The following is a 14,788-nucleotide window of genomic DNA, read 5'->3' as shown; positions in this document are numbered from 1 at the left end:
TAAAGATATGAAAATGAAGATAAAACATAGCTGGCTTTTGTGTTTGTTGGCTTTTTGTTCCTGTAATTCATGGATTGATATAAAGCCATCCGATCGTTTGTCAGAGGATATGCTTTTCGAGAATCGGCAAGGATTTGAGAAGGCGATCAATGGAGTGTATGTCGGTTTGGTCGATCGTGCTCTTTATGGCCGAGCTTTAAGTGTAGGAACAATTGACTTTATGGCACAATATTACACGTATGGTAGCGGTAGTGATATGAATTCAATGGTGGGGGCTTATCGTTATGAAGAAGATGAAATTAAGGCGATTTTCCAGAGTGCTTGGGAAAAGGCTTATGCGTTGATTGTGAATTGTAATATAATTATTGAAAAATGTGATACCAAGAGAGAGGTGCTGTCGGATGTTTATTACGGTTTGTATAAGGGGGAGGCGACGGCTTTGAGAGCGATGTTACATCTGGATATGTTGCGTTTGTTTGGTCCCGTTTATGACGATGTTTCTAAAACAAAAGAAAGTATCCCGTACGTAACAAATTCCGACTCGGAAATCTCTCCGTTACTTTCAGCAGAAGAGATTTTAAATTTCGTGATTGAGGATTTGAATACGGCTTTGGATCTATTGAAAAGTACAGACTCGATTTTGACTGAAGGTGTACGCAACGAATCAAATACTGATGGGGGAGACAACTCTTTATACTACCGTCAGTATAGGATGAATTATTATGCGGTAAAAGCTTTATTAGCCCGGACATATGCGTGGGGGCATGATGATAAAAATGCATTGATTGTTGCCGAAGAGATATTGAGAGAGGTACAAGTAGAGGGAGCCGAGATTTTTCCTTTCGTGGAACATTCTGCGGCTGTTGATCCCTCTGTACCTGACCGGATGTTCTCTCCAGAAGTGCTGTTTTCTCTTTATGATTCTTATCGGGGAGCCGAAATTCAAGACAAATTGTTTATTCCGACGGTAGATCAAATATATACTTTTAGTTCCAGACGGTTAGAAATGGGAAGAGAATACTCTTTTTATGCTTCAGAGAATGATTATCGTTATGCAATTTGGGCAAAGTATAGTAATGCGGGAACTGAAATTAATTATCACCGGAAATATGAAGATGTATCAGGAAGTAATGCAAACAAATTTAATAAGATGGTTCCTTTGATTCGTTTGAGTGAAATCTATTTGCTAGCTGCCGAGTGCTCTGGCAATTTTGAAACGGCAAAGGGATACTTGAATAAGGTTCGGAATAGTCGAAATTGTCCTAGTTCGACTACGACAGAAGCAACTTTGATGGATGAAATTACGAAAGAGTGTCGTCGGGAGTTTCTGGGGGAAGGACAAATGTTTTTCTTCTATAAACGTAAGGCCATGCAGAAGATTCCTAATGGGAAATGGGAGAAAGATTCGGAAAGTCAGACGATAAATATGAACATAAATAATTATGTCGTGCCGCTTCCGGATAGTGAAATTAATATGAGACTGAATTAAAATGCTGGATTATGAAAAAATTGATGTATATATGGGTATTATTTCTTTTTTGTGTCGCTTGTGAGCGTGATTTAATGTCATACAAAGGAGAGGAAGCCATTTATTTCGCTGTGCAAAATGGTAATTCGTGGGGTTCGGAAAAGGATTGGCCTTATATGCCTTATTCTTTGGCTGAATTTGGAAGTATTTTAGAAGATACGTTGGTCGTTAAGATTAAGGTGATGATTACCGGAGAGGAAAAAAATTACCCGCGTCCGTTTAAAGTTGTGGTAAATCCAGATAGTACGACGGCGAGAGAAGGTGTTCATTATCGAGCATTAACGAATGAATATGTTGTGGAAGCAAATAGTAGTTACGCTTATATTCCTGTTTTACTTTATCGTCAACCTGAAATGAAAACAGATACGGTGACTTTAGGATTGAAATTGATTGCAAATGATTATTTTTCATTGACTTTTGATGAGTTTGATAAGATGGATAAATTCACAAATGGTAGTGTAGTTTATGATTCTTTTGATGCGACGATACATAAAATTTGTATGACTGATATTATGCCTCAACCGAAACAATGGTCTGCTTTTGAATTTGGAACTTTTACGCCCAAGAAATTAAATCTAATATGTCAATATTTTGGATATACTTATGATGATTTCCAAAATGACAAAAAGATAACTTATTTACAACAAATGGTTATTTCAAGGAAATTTTCAGAGGTGTTGAATAAAGCCTATAACGAGGGTAACCCTATATTAGAAGATAATGGGCAATTGATGTGGGTGAGTGGTTGCATATATGAGCAAGGTTCCTATCCGGAAGGAAATTAATAAGAAGTTTGATTGTGATAAAAATAAAAACGATGAAACAATTTATATATATATGGTTGGGAATTACACTTTTGTGTGTAGTTTCGTGTTATGACGATAAAGGGAATTATGATTATCATGATATAAATGAGGTAACATTTGGAGATGTTAAAACAACATATAATGTTTTATTAAATATTGATACATTGAAAATTGATGCTCTTGTTGAAATGTCATCAGGAGATAAAACAGATGCGAGTCGTTTTCATTATGCGTGGATAATATCTCCTATAAATACGAGTAACCAAAAAGATACAATTTCTACGGAGCGTGTGTTAAATTATTTTATCTCGTTGGTTCCTAATACGTATGATTTGTATTTAAAAATTTGGGATAAAAAAACAGATGTGCATTGGAAGAAAAAATTCACGGTAATAGTAGGTACTCCTTATTCTCGTGGGCTTATGTTGGCGGGGGAAGATAAAAACGGGAATGTTGATTTGCAAATGATTTCTATGGCAGGAGTTGATACTGTGGTGGTTCGAAATATTTTGCAGAATAGTGGTTTACCTGCATTGAGAGGTCCTATTGCATTTTTTCATACAGGAAAGCAAAATGAAGAGTATAAACAAGTGTGGGTTTTGTCTGAAACGGGATCTTATTATTTAGATCGTGAGACCTTGAAAGGTTCTGAATTGAATTTGTTCGAGGATTTTTGTATGGAAAAGTATAATGAACCGATGGTTCCCATTGTCATGGCTCCAGAGGCAAAAAGTGCTGATGGTAACATTGATGGTCATCGGGTCGTTGTGTGTAGTAATGGTTATTTGTTTTATACCGGTTTAAATTTTATCTCGTATGGAACTTTCTCTTTTCCGTTAAATTATTTACAGGATGATTTGAATAAATATATTCCTGCAAGCAAATATATTTTTTATAGTATACAATCATTTGATAAATTTATATGGTATTCTGAAGAAACAGATTGCTTTTATAAAGTTACAAGTTATTTGTATCCTTATTCGGAAAAGATCGAACCGAAACTTTCGGATGCGTTTGCTTGGGACCAGAAAGGTACAGGCCGTAAGTTGATCTATGGTGAGAATACTTGGAATGAAGCAAAAGCATGGGTTTCTGATGGAAATTCGTTTGCGCTCATGGGGGATGGAACAACTGCTTTTATTTATAAATTTTATGTGAAAAATTTAGAAGCAAAGAATTGTTATCAAATTTCTTCAAGCGTGGCAGCTGATGTGTTAAGTGCTGATTATTATGCATTCTCGTCTACTCGTTCAGTGTTATTTTATGTGAAGAATAACACGTTGTATGCTTATAATTACGATATAGGTAATGAACGTGTGGATGTGATTCCTTTGGAAACAACGGATGAAATTACCATGTTAAAATTTGATTTGACCATGGAACCAATGAAAGATGCTTTGTATATTGCGACGTATAATGCAACGGAGGGAGGTTCTTTACGGAAATATTACGTGGGAAATAATCCGGATAAAGTAGAGTTAAAATCAGATCCGAAGGCAGTTTGGAAAGGATTGACGAAAGTGAAAAATATGAGCTGGAGGGCGTTGTTATAATTGTAAAATGATTGTTAAGTTGATAATGATGAGAAAGATATTTCTTTTAGTGATATTGTTGTGCTGGGGGATAGTGGGATTTACTCAGGATGGTGTGAATTTTGAGCATTTGAGCTTTAAGGAAGCGTTGGATAAAGCTCGGACAGAAAATAAATTGGTGTTTGTGGATTGCTATACTTCTTGGTGTGGTCCTTGTCGGAACATGACGGAGCATATTTTCCCTCAAAAGAAGGTCGGAGATTATTTTAATTCGAAATTTATTTGTGTGAAATATGACATGGAAAAGGGGGAAGGGCCTGAATTGGGTAAACGTTTTGGCGTGCGAGCTTATCCTACTTTCCTAGTCTTACGTGCAGATGGAACGCTTATCCATAAATTGGTAGGTGGGCGTGATGCTGATGGTATTATTCGGGGTGTTGAGGAGGCTTTTGATGCCTCCAAAGCCTCTGGGGCAATGGAGGCGAGTTACCAAGCTGGAGAACGTAGTAAGGAGTTTTTGTTGAAATATCTGAAGACATTGATTCGTTTTTATGATCCGTTGGAGACGGTTGTTGCCAGAGAATTGATGGAGCAATTAAGCGATGAGGAAAAAGTGAACGAAGATTATTGGTTTCTTTTTACAAATCACAAATTATCTCCTGCCGGTTCCGATATTGAGAAATATTTATTGAAAAATTACAAATATTTTTGCAAATCAATAGGCAAAGAGGAAGTTGCTAAAGAGGTGGAAAAACGATATATAGAACGTTTGATGAGAGTGTTCAAGAAAGAAGAAACTATGACCGAGCGACAATTGAAAGCTCTAGGACGTGAAATAGGTACTCTAAGATTACCTAATAACGGTGATCTGCAGTCTTATGTGAAGATTGCACGGAGCGTGACGAAGGATTTGACTTCTTTAGTGTCCGTTTGCGAGAATGAATTTTTCAAGATTAAAGTGTTGGAAGTTCCTTATATTCATTTTTATGATTGTGTCATGAAAGAAGGAACCCCAATGGATAAGGAACGCTGGATTGATGTGGGTGAAAAATTATATATGCAAATGAATGATGGTGAAACGAAAAAGATAATCAAGCTTTGTTTGGATTTTTACAAGAAGAACAATAAGCAAAATTGAAAATTTTGACAGATGAATAGGAAGTTACTTATTGTGGTATCATTGATGTGTGGGTTATCAGCAATCGGGCAAAAAAAGATCGATTACGTGGATCCGATGATAGGGACGAATGGTATGGGACATACTTTCCCAGGAGCTTGTGTTCCTCATGGGTTAGTGCAGTTAAGTCCAGATACGGATACGGTGCCGCATAATGTGAATGGAGTGTATCAATCTCGAGCTTACGAGTATTGTGCCGGTTATCAACATCGTGATAGTTCTATCGTGGGATTTAGTCATACTCATTTTAATGGTACCGGGCATTCTGATTTGGGAGATATTCTTGTTATGCCGATAACCGGAGATATGAAGTTTAATCCCGGTACGGCTACGGATCCGGATAGCGGTTATCGTTCCCGTTTTTCTCATGACACGGAAAAAGCGTCTCCGGGATATTATTCTGTTGTGCTAGAAGATTATGGTGTTAAAGCAGAATTAACGGCAACGGAGCGAGTGGGGGTGCATAAGTATACTTTCCCGAAAGGTGAAGGACATATATTGTTAGATCTGAAACATGGCATTTATAATTATGACGGAAAAGTATTATGGGCTAATTTGCGGGTAGAAAATGATACATTACTGACAGGTTATCGAATTACAAATGGTTGGGCAAGGGTAAATTATACACATTTTGCGATAACTTTCTCTAAACCGATCAAGAGTTACGGGTATCAGGAGATGAAGCCGATGGCTTATAACGGTATGTGGCGAAAATTTAATATTTACCGGGATTTCCCGGAAATCGGGGGACGGAATGTTGTGGCCTATTTTGATTTCGATTTGTCAGATGGCGAGCCATTGGAGGTAAAAGTGGCACTTTCTCCGATGAGTGCTAGCGGGGCCTTGAATAATTTGCGTGTGGAAACGGCAGGAAGGTCTTTCGATCAATTGCGCAAGTTGGCCGAGCAGAAGTGGGAGGATGCTTTAAGTGTAGTAGAGGTGGAAGGAGATTATGACCAGATATGTAATATCTATTCTTCATTGTATCACACAATGATTAATCCCTCTATTTACATGGATTACGATGGTACTTACAGGGGATTGGATCACGAGATTCATCATGCAGATGGATTTACGAATTACACAATTTTTTCCGTATGGGATACCTATCGGGCTTTACATCCGTTGTTCAATTTATTTTATCCATCCCGTAGTAAGGATATTATAGCCTCTTTTTTAGCCCATTACAAGCAAAGTGTACATGGGGCTCTACCGATTTGGTCTCACATGGCAAATGAAAATTGGTGTATGATCGGATACCACGGGGTTTCCGTTTTAGCGGATGCTTACGTGAAGGGCATTAAAATGGACCCGAAACTAGCCTTGGAAGCGGTTATAAGTAATTCAACGATACCCTATTTGGATGGTTTACAGAGTTATATGGATTTGGGGTATGTTCCGTTGAATGCAAGTCGTAATTCGGCTTCCGTGACGTTGGAATACGGTTATGATGACTGGACGATTTATAACATGGCTCGTTTGATGGGTAACACGGAGATTGCTGATAAATATTTGAAAAGAGCAGCAGCTTATAAATATTTGGTAAATGAAAGTCTTGGTTTTATATGCCCGAAAGATACCAATGGAAATGTAAAGGCTGATTTTGACGTGTTGGATACCCATGGGCAAGGTTTTATTGAAGGTAATTCTTGGAATTATTCTTTTTACGTGCCTCAAGATGTGAACGGAATAAAAGCTTTTATGGGAGGAGACAAACGTTTTATCGAGCGTTTGGATTCTTTGTTTACAATGGATTTACCTGCCAAGTATTATGAAAACACGGAAGACATTACGAAAGAAGGGCTGATGGGGAATTACGTACACGGAAACGAACCGAGCCAGCATATTCCTTACTTGTACATGTGGACTTCGCAACCGTGGAAAACTCAATATCGGTTACGGGAAATTATGGATCGGATGTATCGGAATAATATTGATGGGCTTTGTGGGAATGATGATTGCGGACAGATGTCTGCCTGGTATATCTTTTCGGCGATGGGCTTCTATCCGGTTTGTCCGGGTTCTGATCAATATGTATTGGGGGCTCCTTATTTCAAAGAAATGGTTGTACATTTGGAGAATGGTAAAAATTTAGTAATTAAGGCTCCCAAAGTGAGTGCTCGAAACCGTTACGTAAGATGGGTAAAATTAAACGGTAAGGTATATGACAAGGCCTACCTGACTCATCAGGATATTTGTAATGGAGGAGAACTTTATTTTGAGATGAGTAGTGTGCCGAATAAGAAACGAGTGTTCACGGAGGAACAGAAGCCTTATTCGATGACACGGGGTAAATGATAATTATAAAATATTGAAGCGATGAGATATATTGCGATTATTTTAGCTTTGCTAGTATTACAGTCTGTAAAAGCTCAAGAAGTGCCGTTAGTATCTTACGTGCGGCCTTTGGTGGGAACTTCGGGATTCGGGAATATTTATCCCGGCTCACAGATCCCTTTTGGAGGAATTCAAATAAGTCCGGATACGGATTTTGATTATTACGATGCGGCGGCAGGATATAAATATGACCATTCCACTTTGTTGGGATTTAGTTTGACACATTTGAGCGGAACTGGAATTCCAGATTTAGGAGATTTCTTATTTATGCCGGGGACAGGTAAAATTCATTTTACTCCTGGAACACACGAAAATCCCGATGCAGGATACCGTTCTCGTTACAGCCACGAGAAGGAATGGGTAAGTCCGAACTATTACGGGGTAGAATTATTGGATTATGGAGTAAAAGCTGAAATGACTTCCGGGATACGAAGCGGAATATTGAAGTTTACTTATCCGGATTCTGACAGTTCTTTTATTTTACTGGATTTGAATCACACGTTGTGGCAGAGTTGTCCGTGGAGTAATATCCGGGTGGAGAACGATTCCACGTTGACAGGCTACAAGTTAGTGAAAGGTTGGGGACCGGAACGTCATGTCTATTTTACGGCGGTATTTTCCCGTCCTTTTGAAGATTTTGGGATCATGCAGGATACTATTCCTGTGATTTATAACACGAAGCGTTTTCGTAGCCATTTGGAGGCATGGGGAACTGACTTGCGTTTCTGGATGCGTTTCCCGACTCAAGAAGGAGAGTCCGTTACTGTGAAAGTGGCTATTTCGGCTGTTAGTACGGAGGGAGCTGTGAATAATATGCGAGAATTAGAGGGAAAAGATTTTGCAACCTTAAAAATGGAGGGCGAGAAATTGTGGGAGGAGCAGTTGTCTAAATTTGCAATCGAGGGAACTCAGAAACAAAAGGAGACATTCTACACGTCTGTGTATCATGCATTCCTGCATCCTTTTATTTTCCAGGATGCGGATGGCCGTTTCCGGGAATTGGATAAGAACATCGGAAAAGCTGAAGGATTTACCAATTATACCGTATTTTCGTTATGGGATACTTATCGGGCACTACATCCGTTATTTAATTTAGTGCAGCGAGATATTAACGTGGATATTATCAATTCAATGCTGGCGCACTATGATAAAAGCGTGGAACACATGTTACCGATTTGGTCTTTTTATGGAAACGAAACTTGGTGTATGATCGGTTATCATGCCGTGTCTGTGATTGCTGATGCCATAATGAAAGACATACAAGGATTTGATTATGAACGAGCTTATGAGGCGATGAAAACAACGGCAACTAATCCTCATTACGACTGTTTACCGGAATATACCGAGTTGGGCTGGGTTCCTTTTGATAAAGAGAAAGAGTCCGTGTCGAAAAGTTTGGAATATGCTTACGATGATTATTGCATTGCACGGGTTGCTGAAAAATTGGGAAAGATGGATGACTATCGTTTCTTTATGAAACGTGCCCTATCATATAAAAATCTGATCGATCCGGAAACGAAATATATGCGAGGACGTGACAGTCAAGGGAATTGGCGTACCCCTTTCTCCCCGATAGCTTACCAAGGCCCCGGGTCCGTGAATGGTTGGGGGGATATTACGGAAGGATTTACGTTACAATATACATGGTACGTGCCTCATGACGTTCAAGGGTATATTAATGAAGCCGGAGAAGAATTATTGCGTGTGCGTTTGGATTCTATGTTTGTAACAAAAATGGCTGATGATATTCCGGGAGCTCATGATATTCAAGGGCGTATTGGTGCTTATTGGCATGGGAATGAACCTTGTCATCAGATATTGTATTTCTACAATTATTTGAAACAGCCTTGGAAATGCCAAGAAAAATTACGCTATATCATGGATACGTTTTATGGCAATACACCAGGAGCTTTAAGTGGAAATGATGATTGTGGGCAAATGTCCGCCTGGTATATCTTCAACACGATGGGATTCTATCCGACTGCTCCGTCAAGTAATGTTTATAATTTAGGATCTCCGGGTCTGCCTGCGGTAGATATGCAAATGAGTAATGGAAAACATATTCGGGTGACCACTAAAAACTGGTCAAAAAAGAATGTGTATGTGAAGGAGGTTTATTTGAATGGGAAAAAATACAATAAGTCATATGTTACTTACAATGATCTTAAAGGTGGAATGGATCTGCATTTTGTTATGAGTGCCCGTCCTAATTACAAGCGAGGTACGTCGGACGATGCCGTTCCTCCCTCAATTTCCGAGAAAAAGGTGAAAGAGTAAACAAGGTAAGTTGTTTTTATGAATTATAACAAATTATGAGAGAAAGTTCTATAAATATCAAGGCTTTATTGCCCGTGTTATTCGGTTTTTTTATCATGGGATTTTGTGATGTGGTAGGAATCTCCACTAGTTACGTGAAGGCCGATTTCAGGTTAAGCGAGACTGTTGCTGGATTCCTGCCTTCAATGGTGTTTTTGTGGTTTTTGTTATTGGCTGTTCCGGCAGCAATCTTCATGAATCGTATCGGTCGGAAAAAAACGGTGCTGGTAAGTATGTTGGTAACTATTGTGGGGATGATTATCCCTTTTATTGATTATAATTTATACACATGTTTGGTTGCCTTTGCTTTGCTGGGTATCGGTAATACAATATTACAAGTGTCATTGAACCCGTTGTTGACAAACGTGGTTAAAGGAAATGTATTGGCAAGTTCATTGACTGCCGGGCAGGTATTGAAAGCGGTTTCTTCTTTTTGTGGTCCGTTTATTGCGGCATTTGCCGCAACCGTTTTGGGTAATTGGCAGTACCTATTCCCGATCTTTGCCTTGTTGACGCTGATTTCAATGGGATGGTTGATACTAGTGTATATTCGTGAAGAAGTGCCGGAACAATCGACCTCTTCGTGGGGAGCTACATTTGGTTTGTTGAAAGACCGGACGATTCTGTCGCTTTTTTTGGGAATTGTATTTGTCGTGGGTGTGGATGTCGGGATTAACACGGTGGCTCCTAAATTATTAATTGAACGTTGTGGATTTGATCTTGCGGGTGCGGGTATGGGATCAAGTGTTTATTTTGCCTTTCGTACAATCGGAGCTTTTGTTGGAACATTTCTGCTGGCACGGGTGTCTGGTAGCAAGTATTTTCGAGTGAATATCCTAGTGGCAATTGCAACGATGATTGTGTTGTTTTTTGTGTCAGGACAGTATCCGATTCTCGTACTGATTGCCTTGATTGGTTTCACATGTTCCAGTATCTTTTCCTTGATCTTCTCTATGGCTATCCAAGCTCGCCCGGAGAAGGCTAATGAGATCTCTGGTCTGATGGTAACAGGTATATTTGGTGGTGCTGTAATCCCACCTTTGATGGGTTATTGTACTGATTTGATCGGTTCCCAAGCTGGTTCGCTCATCGTAATCTTGGGGTGTATGTGTTACTTGTTGTATTGTTCTGTGGGAATTAAAACCCAGAAATGATTTGAGATTTAATGATTTTAAATTGAAACCTTTGGGCCTTTGGTTATTTCCCCCTATTTATAGGGGAGGAGTTGGATGCATCTCTATACTTTAGTAAATATTTCATTCTAATTTTTTAAAACACTAATTTTTAGTTCGATATGTATCAGTTTGACAAAAGAATCGTGATGACATTGGATGCAGGGGGGACTAATTTCGTATTCTCGGCTATTCGATCTAATGAAGAGATTGTGGAGCCGATCACGTTGCCTTCAAATGGGAATAACTTGGAAAAATGTTTAGAAACCATGGTGACGGGGTTTTCTGCGATCAAGTTGAAGTTGCCAGAGAATCCTGTGGCGATCAGTTTCGCTTTTCCTGGTCCAGCGGATTACGTGAACGGAATTATTGGTGATTTAAAGAACTTACCGGCATTCCAAGGAGGAGTGGCGTTAGGTGCTTTCTTGAGAAAGCAGTTCGGGATACCGGTGTTCATAAATAATGATGGGGATTTGTTCGCTTATGGGGAAGCATTGGCAGGTGCTCTGCCGGAAGTGAATCGTATGTTACGGGAAACGGGGAAGAATAAGGTCTACAAAAATCTGATTGGTATTACTTTGGGAACTGGATTCGGTGGTGGTGTGGTTCGTGATGGGGAGCTTTTTTTAGGAGATAACGGTGCGGCTGCAGAAGTGTGGGTATTGCGTGACAAGCGGCAACCCGTTTACGGGGTGGAAGAGGGAATTTCGATTCGGGCAATTAAGCGGGAATATGCCCAGTTGTCCGGGGATCTTCGAACGTTAACCCCAAGGGATATATTTGAAATTGCAGAGGGAAACCAAAAGGGTAATATGGTGGCAGCACGCAAGACATTCTATCATGCGGGAGAGGTGTTAGGAGAGGCTATTGTCTCTATGAATGCCGTGGTGGATGGTCTTGTGGTGATTGGTGGTGGAATTATTGCGGCTTATAAGTACTTGATGCCGACAGTAATGCGGGAGTTGAATGGAACGCTTGAGATGTACGGAGGAACCTCGACAGACCGGATGGAGATGAAAGCCTTTTTCCTGGATGATACGGTTGATAGAAAGGCATTTCTAACCTCCACGTCGAGACGTATTATGATACCTGGCACGACAGAAACAGTTGAGTATGATTCTGTGAAAAAAATGGGAGTGATCATGACTAGGCTTGGAACGAGTAAAGCGATTGCTTTCGGTGCCTACGCTTTTGCTTTAAATGAGTTGGATAAACGTTAATAGAATTGATGGTTTAAAGTTGGATGTGTTAGATCCATGTCGTAGAATATGAAAATTGGTGGATAAAATTCTGTGATTATTATGATTGCTGGCAATTGGTAATCACAGAATTTTTATATTATATTGATGGTGTTACATCGCCTTTGTAATAGATTCATATTGTTACTTTTTATTTGTATATTTATACAGATAACTTGGGTGAGAACGTTGTTAGACTTGGAAATGTTAGGTGTATTTGTTACACAGAAGTGTAGATCAGGATGCTGAAAGAAATATGTGTGGTGTTGGAAACAACTTACTTGAGTACCTATATCGTCGGGCATTCGGATGTCATGAAACGGAAAGCGATCTGGGGGCGGTACAGAAATTCATGTTTAGTGAATTTCAAAATGAAAACTAAAAGTCATAAACTAAAATTTACCTTCTTGAGAACTGGTTCACCCCGGATAGGTAAAGTTTATTTGCAATTGTAAGGTTATGATAGAATTTAATTCGTATTTATTTGGGAAAGTAAAAAGATTTGTGGATAACATTACTTTGTATTTAAGCAGAGGTAAGGTCTTTCGTGTTGGTTGATTCCGTTTAATTTTTTCAACTTTTCCCTGTTTTAGGATTAACTTTACATTCTTTATCAGTCTATAAACTTTATCCACTAGATAGGGTTTTGTTTGTTGGAAAGAATGTTTTATATTTGTCCGTGATCATTTGGACGAAAGGGTTATAATTTGGTACGGGAAGATATTTATCAAGAGTTGTATTTAGCTATTACGGAATTACCTGAAGATTGCAGGGAGATATTTTGGTTATACCTTCAAGGTAGGAATAACAAGGAAATTGCAGAAATTCTTTCTCTTCCGGAAAAAGACGTGCGGGCTTGTAAAAGGGAGGCTATTTATCGATTAAAAAGCCGCCTGGGTGGTTTGTTTTTCTGGTTGCAGATCATGAGAATCGTGTGAAATGAATGAAGTCGTACCGATGAAAGTACGACTTCATTTATTTTCTAGGGTAAGTACTGATAACTTAGCTTCTCGCTGATTTCCATGTTATTTTTGATCGGTAGAATGGTGAAATTCCAGTGGTAATCCTTGTTTGTCGGGAGCTTGTATTTGGGGTAAGGTTGAGATCCCCAGGCATCGTCCCCGGCAACACCCATCATGCGGTGATCTAGGCATACTTCCACGAAATTGCGGGGGAAGATGTCGTTGATGTGCGTTTGTTTAGGTTTCCGGTTTTTCGCCATGAGTGGGTCATGGGATTCATCTTTCGTGAAGTTTTGCCATTGGTACGGGCGATTGGATTCTTCCCCGTCGAAGTCTTCAATTCGGTTACGTGAAACGTTAAACTCCATGAAGTTCGAGTCGGCAATGAACAGGAGGCCTTTCCCGGTTTTATCCGTGAGTGCCAGCCAGCGGGTTTCCGTCTTGTGGCCGTTTTCTTGTGGCCGTACGTATGGAACGTATTGTTGCTCGGCCGTACTTTTGTAATGGCCGATAAGCGTTCCGTTATTCCGGTCACAATAGTTTTCCTCGGGGCCTCGTCCGAGATATTCCAGTTGATTCATGTCCGTGGGGATTCTGAAACGTACTCCGATTCGGGGAAGTTCAGGTACATCCGGTTGTGTTTCCAGATGGCAGGCCACGTGGATCATGCCTGACGGGTATAGCGTGTAAGACACGTGGTACTTGCTGTTGGTTTCTTGAAGCCTGTACGTGATTGTTAGATTCGTGTTTGTTGCGGAAGTAGAGGTTCTGATCCCGGCAATCTTGAAATTCTTGCTTGCTTGTTTCCAGCCTTGCTGACGATTCGGCATTCCATTGCCATAATCGTTGTCCGTGGGGCCCCGCCAGAAGTTAGGTTGGAACCCGAAATCTTCGGCAATATATTGAATGCCATTGGCCCGGTAGGAAGTCACGTATCCTTTCTGTTTGTTAAACACGAAGTCGATATTCGTGCCGGATATATGGATTTCCGGTCCGTTCTCTTCCATGGTTAGTGTTTTTTCAGGGGTGGGACGGAACACGGGTGCCGGGATGTAATCCGGTAACCTGAATTGTTCCGAGGCCACGATGTAGCCGACTGGAACGGTGGACGTCGCTTGTTTGGACTTCACGTAAAGGTTCAGGAAATACTCTGTTCCGGGTTTATTCTTCACGTTCCTGAGTGGAATCGTGAGCTGTTTGTTTGCCCCGGGGGCGAGATGTTGCGTGGGCAGGGTTCCGGACTGTACAGTTTCCGTGTTTGCCTGTATCGTGTACTCGATCGTGTATTGATTCAAGTTCGTGAAATCGTATCGATTTTCTACCCGGATGATTCCTTTTCTCAGATCAACGGGTTGAAACCACACGTACTGGTAGGCCTTTTTCACTTCGGTTAAACCGGGGTGCGGTTCTCGATCAGGGCCGACCACTCCGTTACACAAAAAGTTCCCGTCAGACGGGGAGTTTTCCCCGAAATCTCCGCCGTATGCCCAGAATGGGGTTCCTTCTTCATCTTTCACGAGGATTCCTTGGTCAATCCAATCCCAGATGAACCCGCCTTGTAGATTGGGATAACGGTAGATCACATCCCAAAGGTCCATGAGGTTTCCGGTGCTGTTTCCCATGGCATGGGCATATTCCGACATGATATAAGGGCGATCCGTTTGCGTGTTACCCCATTTTTCCAGCGTGGTTGCGCCCGGGTATTGCGGGCAGTAGATGT

At 40.4% G+C, this 14,788-nt stretch carries 11 protein-coding genes; 10 read left to right on the top strand and 1 reads right to left on the bottom strand.

From position 1 onward, the window contains the following. The first annotated feature begins 7 nt into the window (after nucleotides 1-7). The 10 genes from AB5542_RS00055 to AB5542_RS00010 all read left to right on the top strand — a co-directional run bounded on the left by AB5542_RS00055 (nucleotide 8) and on the right by AB5542_RS00010 (nucleotide 13,044). Nucleotides 8-1,489, top strand: coding sequence for a RagB/SusD family nutrient uptake outer membrane protein (locus AB5542_RS00055; protein ID WP_270542978.1), 1,482 nt, complete (start codon nucleotides 8-10; stop codon nucleotides 1,487-1,489). Nucleotides 1,490-1,500: 11 nt separating this feature from the next. Next, nucleotides 1,501-2,313: a DUF4843 domain-containing protein gene (locus AB5542_RS00050; protein ID WP_270542979.1), complete on the top strand. Its 813-nt coding sequence runs from the start codon at nucleotides 1,501-1,503 to the stop codon at nucleotides 2,311-2,313. 32 nt (nucleotides 2,314-2,345) lie between these two features. Further along, nucleotides 2,346-3,887 (top strand): PKD-like family lipoprotein, encoded by a 1,542-nt coding sequence (locus AB5542_RS00045; RefSeq protein ID WP_270542980.1) that lies wholly within the window; start codon nucleotides 2,346-2,348, stop codon nucleotides 3,885-3,887. A 28-nt stretch (nucleotides 3,888-3,915) separates the two neighbouring features. Next, entirely contained in the window at nucleotides 3,916-5,004 is a 1,089-nt protein-coding gene (locus AB5542_RS00040; RefSeq protein WP_270542981.1) for a thioredoxin domain-containing protein, read from the top strand. A gap of 45 nt (nucleotides 5,005-5,049) precedes the next feature. Beyond that, nucleotides 5,050-7,341 (top strand): GH92 family glycosyl hydrolase, encoded by a 2,292-nt coding sequence (locus tag AB5542_RS00035; protein WP_279039763.1) that lies wholly within the window; start codon nucleotides 5,050-5,052, stop codon nucleotides 7,339-7,341. A 21-nt stretch (nucleotides 7,342-7,362) separates the two neighbouring features. Continuing rightward, nucleotides 7,363-9,657: a GH92 family glycosyl hydrolase gene (locus tag AB5542_RS00030; RefSeq protein ID WP_279039741.1), complete on the top strand. Its 2,295-nt coding sequence runs from the start codon at nucleotides 7,363-7,365 to the stop codon at nucleotides 9,655-9,657. A gap of 35 nt (nucleotides 9,658-9,692) precedes the next feature. Then, entirely contained in the window at nucleotides 9,693-10,850 is a 1,158-nt protein-coding gene (locus AB5542_RS00025; RefSeq protein ID WP_270542983.1) for an MFS transporter, read from the top strand. A 140-nt stretch (nucleotides 10,851-10,990) separates the two neighbouring features. Beyond that, nucleotides 10,991-12,088, top strand: a complete 1,098-nt coding sequence (locus AB5542_RS00020) for an ROK family protein (RefSeq protein ID WP_270542984.1) — start codon at nucleotides 10,991-10,993, stop codon at nucleotides 12,086-12,088. Between the two features lie 260 nt (nucleotides 12,089-12,348). Next, the gene (locus AB5542_RS00015; protein WP_270547526.1) at nucleotides 12,349-12,561 is read left to right on the top strand and encodes a hypothetical protein; all 213 of its coding nucleotides are present in this window, start codon (nucleotides 12,349-12,351) and stop codon (nucleotides 12,559-12,561) included. A 252-nt stretch (nucleotides 12,562-12,813) separates the two neighbouring features. Beyond that, nucleotides 12,814-13,044 (top strand): RNA polymerase sigma factor, encoded by a 231-nt coding sequence (locus AB5542_RS00010; protein WP_087419294.1) that lies wholly within the window; start codon nucleotides 12,814-12,816, stop codon nucleotides 13,042-13,044. A gap of 44 nt (nucleotides 13,045-13,088) precedes the next feature. On the opposite strand, the gene AB5542_RS00005 is transcribed toward AB5542_RS00010, so the two are convergent. After that, the coding region (locus AB5542_RS00005; RefSeq protein WP_368242925.1) for a glycoside hydrolase family 2 TIM barrel-domain containing protein at nucleotides 13,089-14,788 on the bottom strand (1,700 nt) is incomplete at its 5' end.

The organism is Butyricimonas sp. RTP31003st1_G1_RTP31003_210430 (genome assembly GCF_040920905.1).
Lineage (GTDB): Bacteria > Bacteroidota > Bacteroidia > Bacteroidales > Marinifilaceae > Butyricimonas > Butyricimonas paravirosa.
This window is presented reverse-complemented; position numbering and strand designations above follow the sequence as displayed.

What these genes read in the sequence shown, in the direction of transcription:
- AB5542_RS00055 (WP_270542978.1), top strand. Translation starts at nt 8, where the DNA reads ATGAAAATGAAGATAAAACATAGCTGGCTTTTGTGTTTGTTGGCTTTT.
- AB5542_RS00050 (WP_270542979.1), top strand. Translation starts at nt 1,501, where the DNA reads ATGAAAAAATTGATGTATATATGGGTATTATTTCTTTTTTGTGTCGCT.
- AB5542_RS00045 (WP_270542980.1), top strand. Translation starts at nt 2,346, where the DNA reads ATGAAACAATTTATATATATATGGTTGGGAATTACACTTTTGTGTGTA.
- AB5542_RS00040 (WP_270542981.1), top strand. Translation starts at nt 3,916, where the DNA reads ATGAGAAAGATATTTCTTTTAGTGATATTGTTGTGCTGGGGGATAGTG.
- AB5542_RS00035 (WP_279039763.1), top strand. Translation starts at nt 5,050, where the DNA reads ATGTGTGGGTTATCAGCAATCGGGCAAAAAAAGATCGATTACGTGGAT.
- AB5542_RS00030 (WP_279039741.1), top strand. Translation starts at nt 7,363, where the DNA reads ATGAGATATATTGCGATTATTTTAGCTTTGCTAGTATTACAGTCTGTA.
- AB5542_RS00025 (WP_270542983.1), top strand. Translation starts at nt 9,693, where the DNA reads ATGAGAGAAAGTTCTATAAATATCAAGGCTTTATTGCCCGTGTTATTC.
- AB5542_RS00020 (WP_270542984.1), top strand. Translation starts at nt 10,991, where the DNA reads ATGTATCAGTTTGACAAAAGAATCGTGATGACATTGGATGCAGGGGGG.
- AB5542_RS00015 (WP_270547526.1), top strand. Translation starts at nt 12,349, where the DNA reads ATGCTGAAAGAAATATGTGTGGTGTTGGAAACAACTTACTTGAGTACC.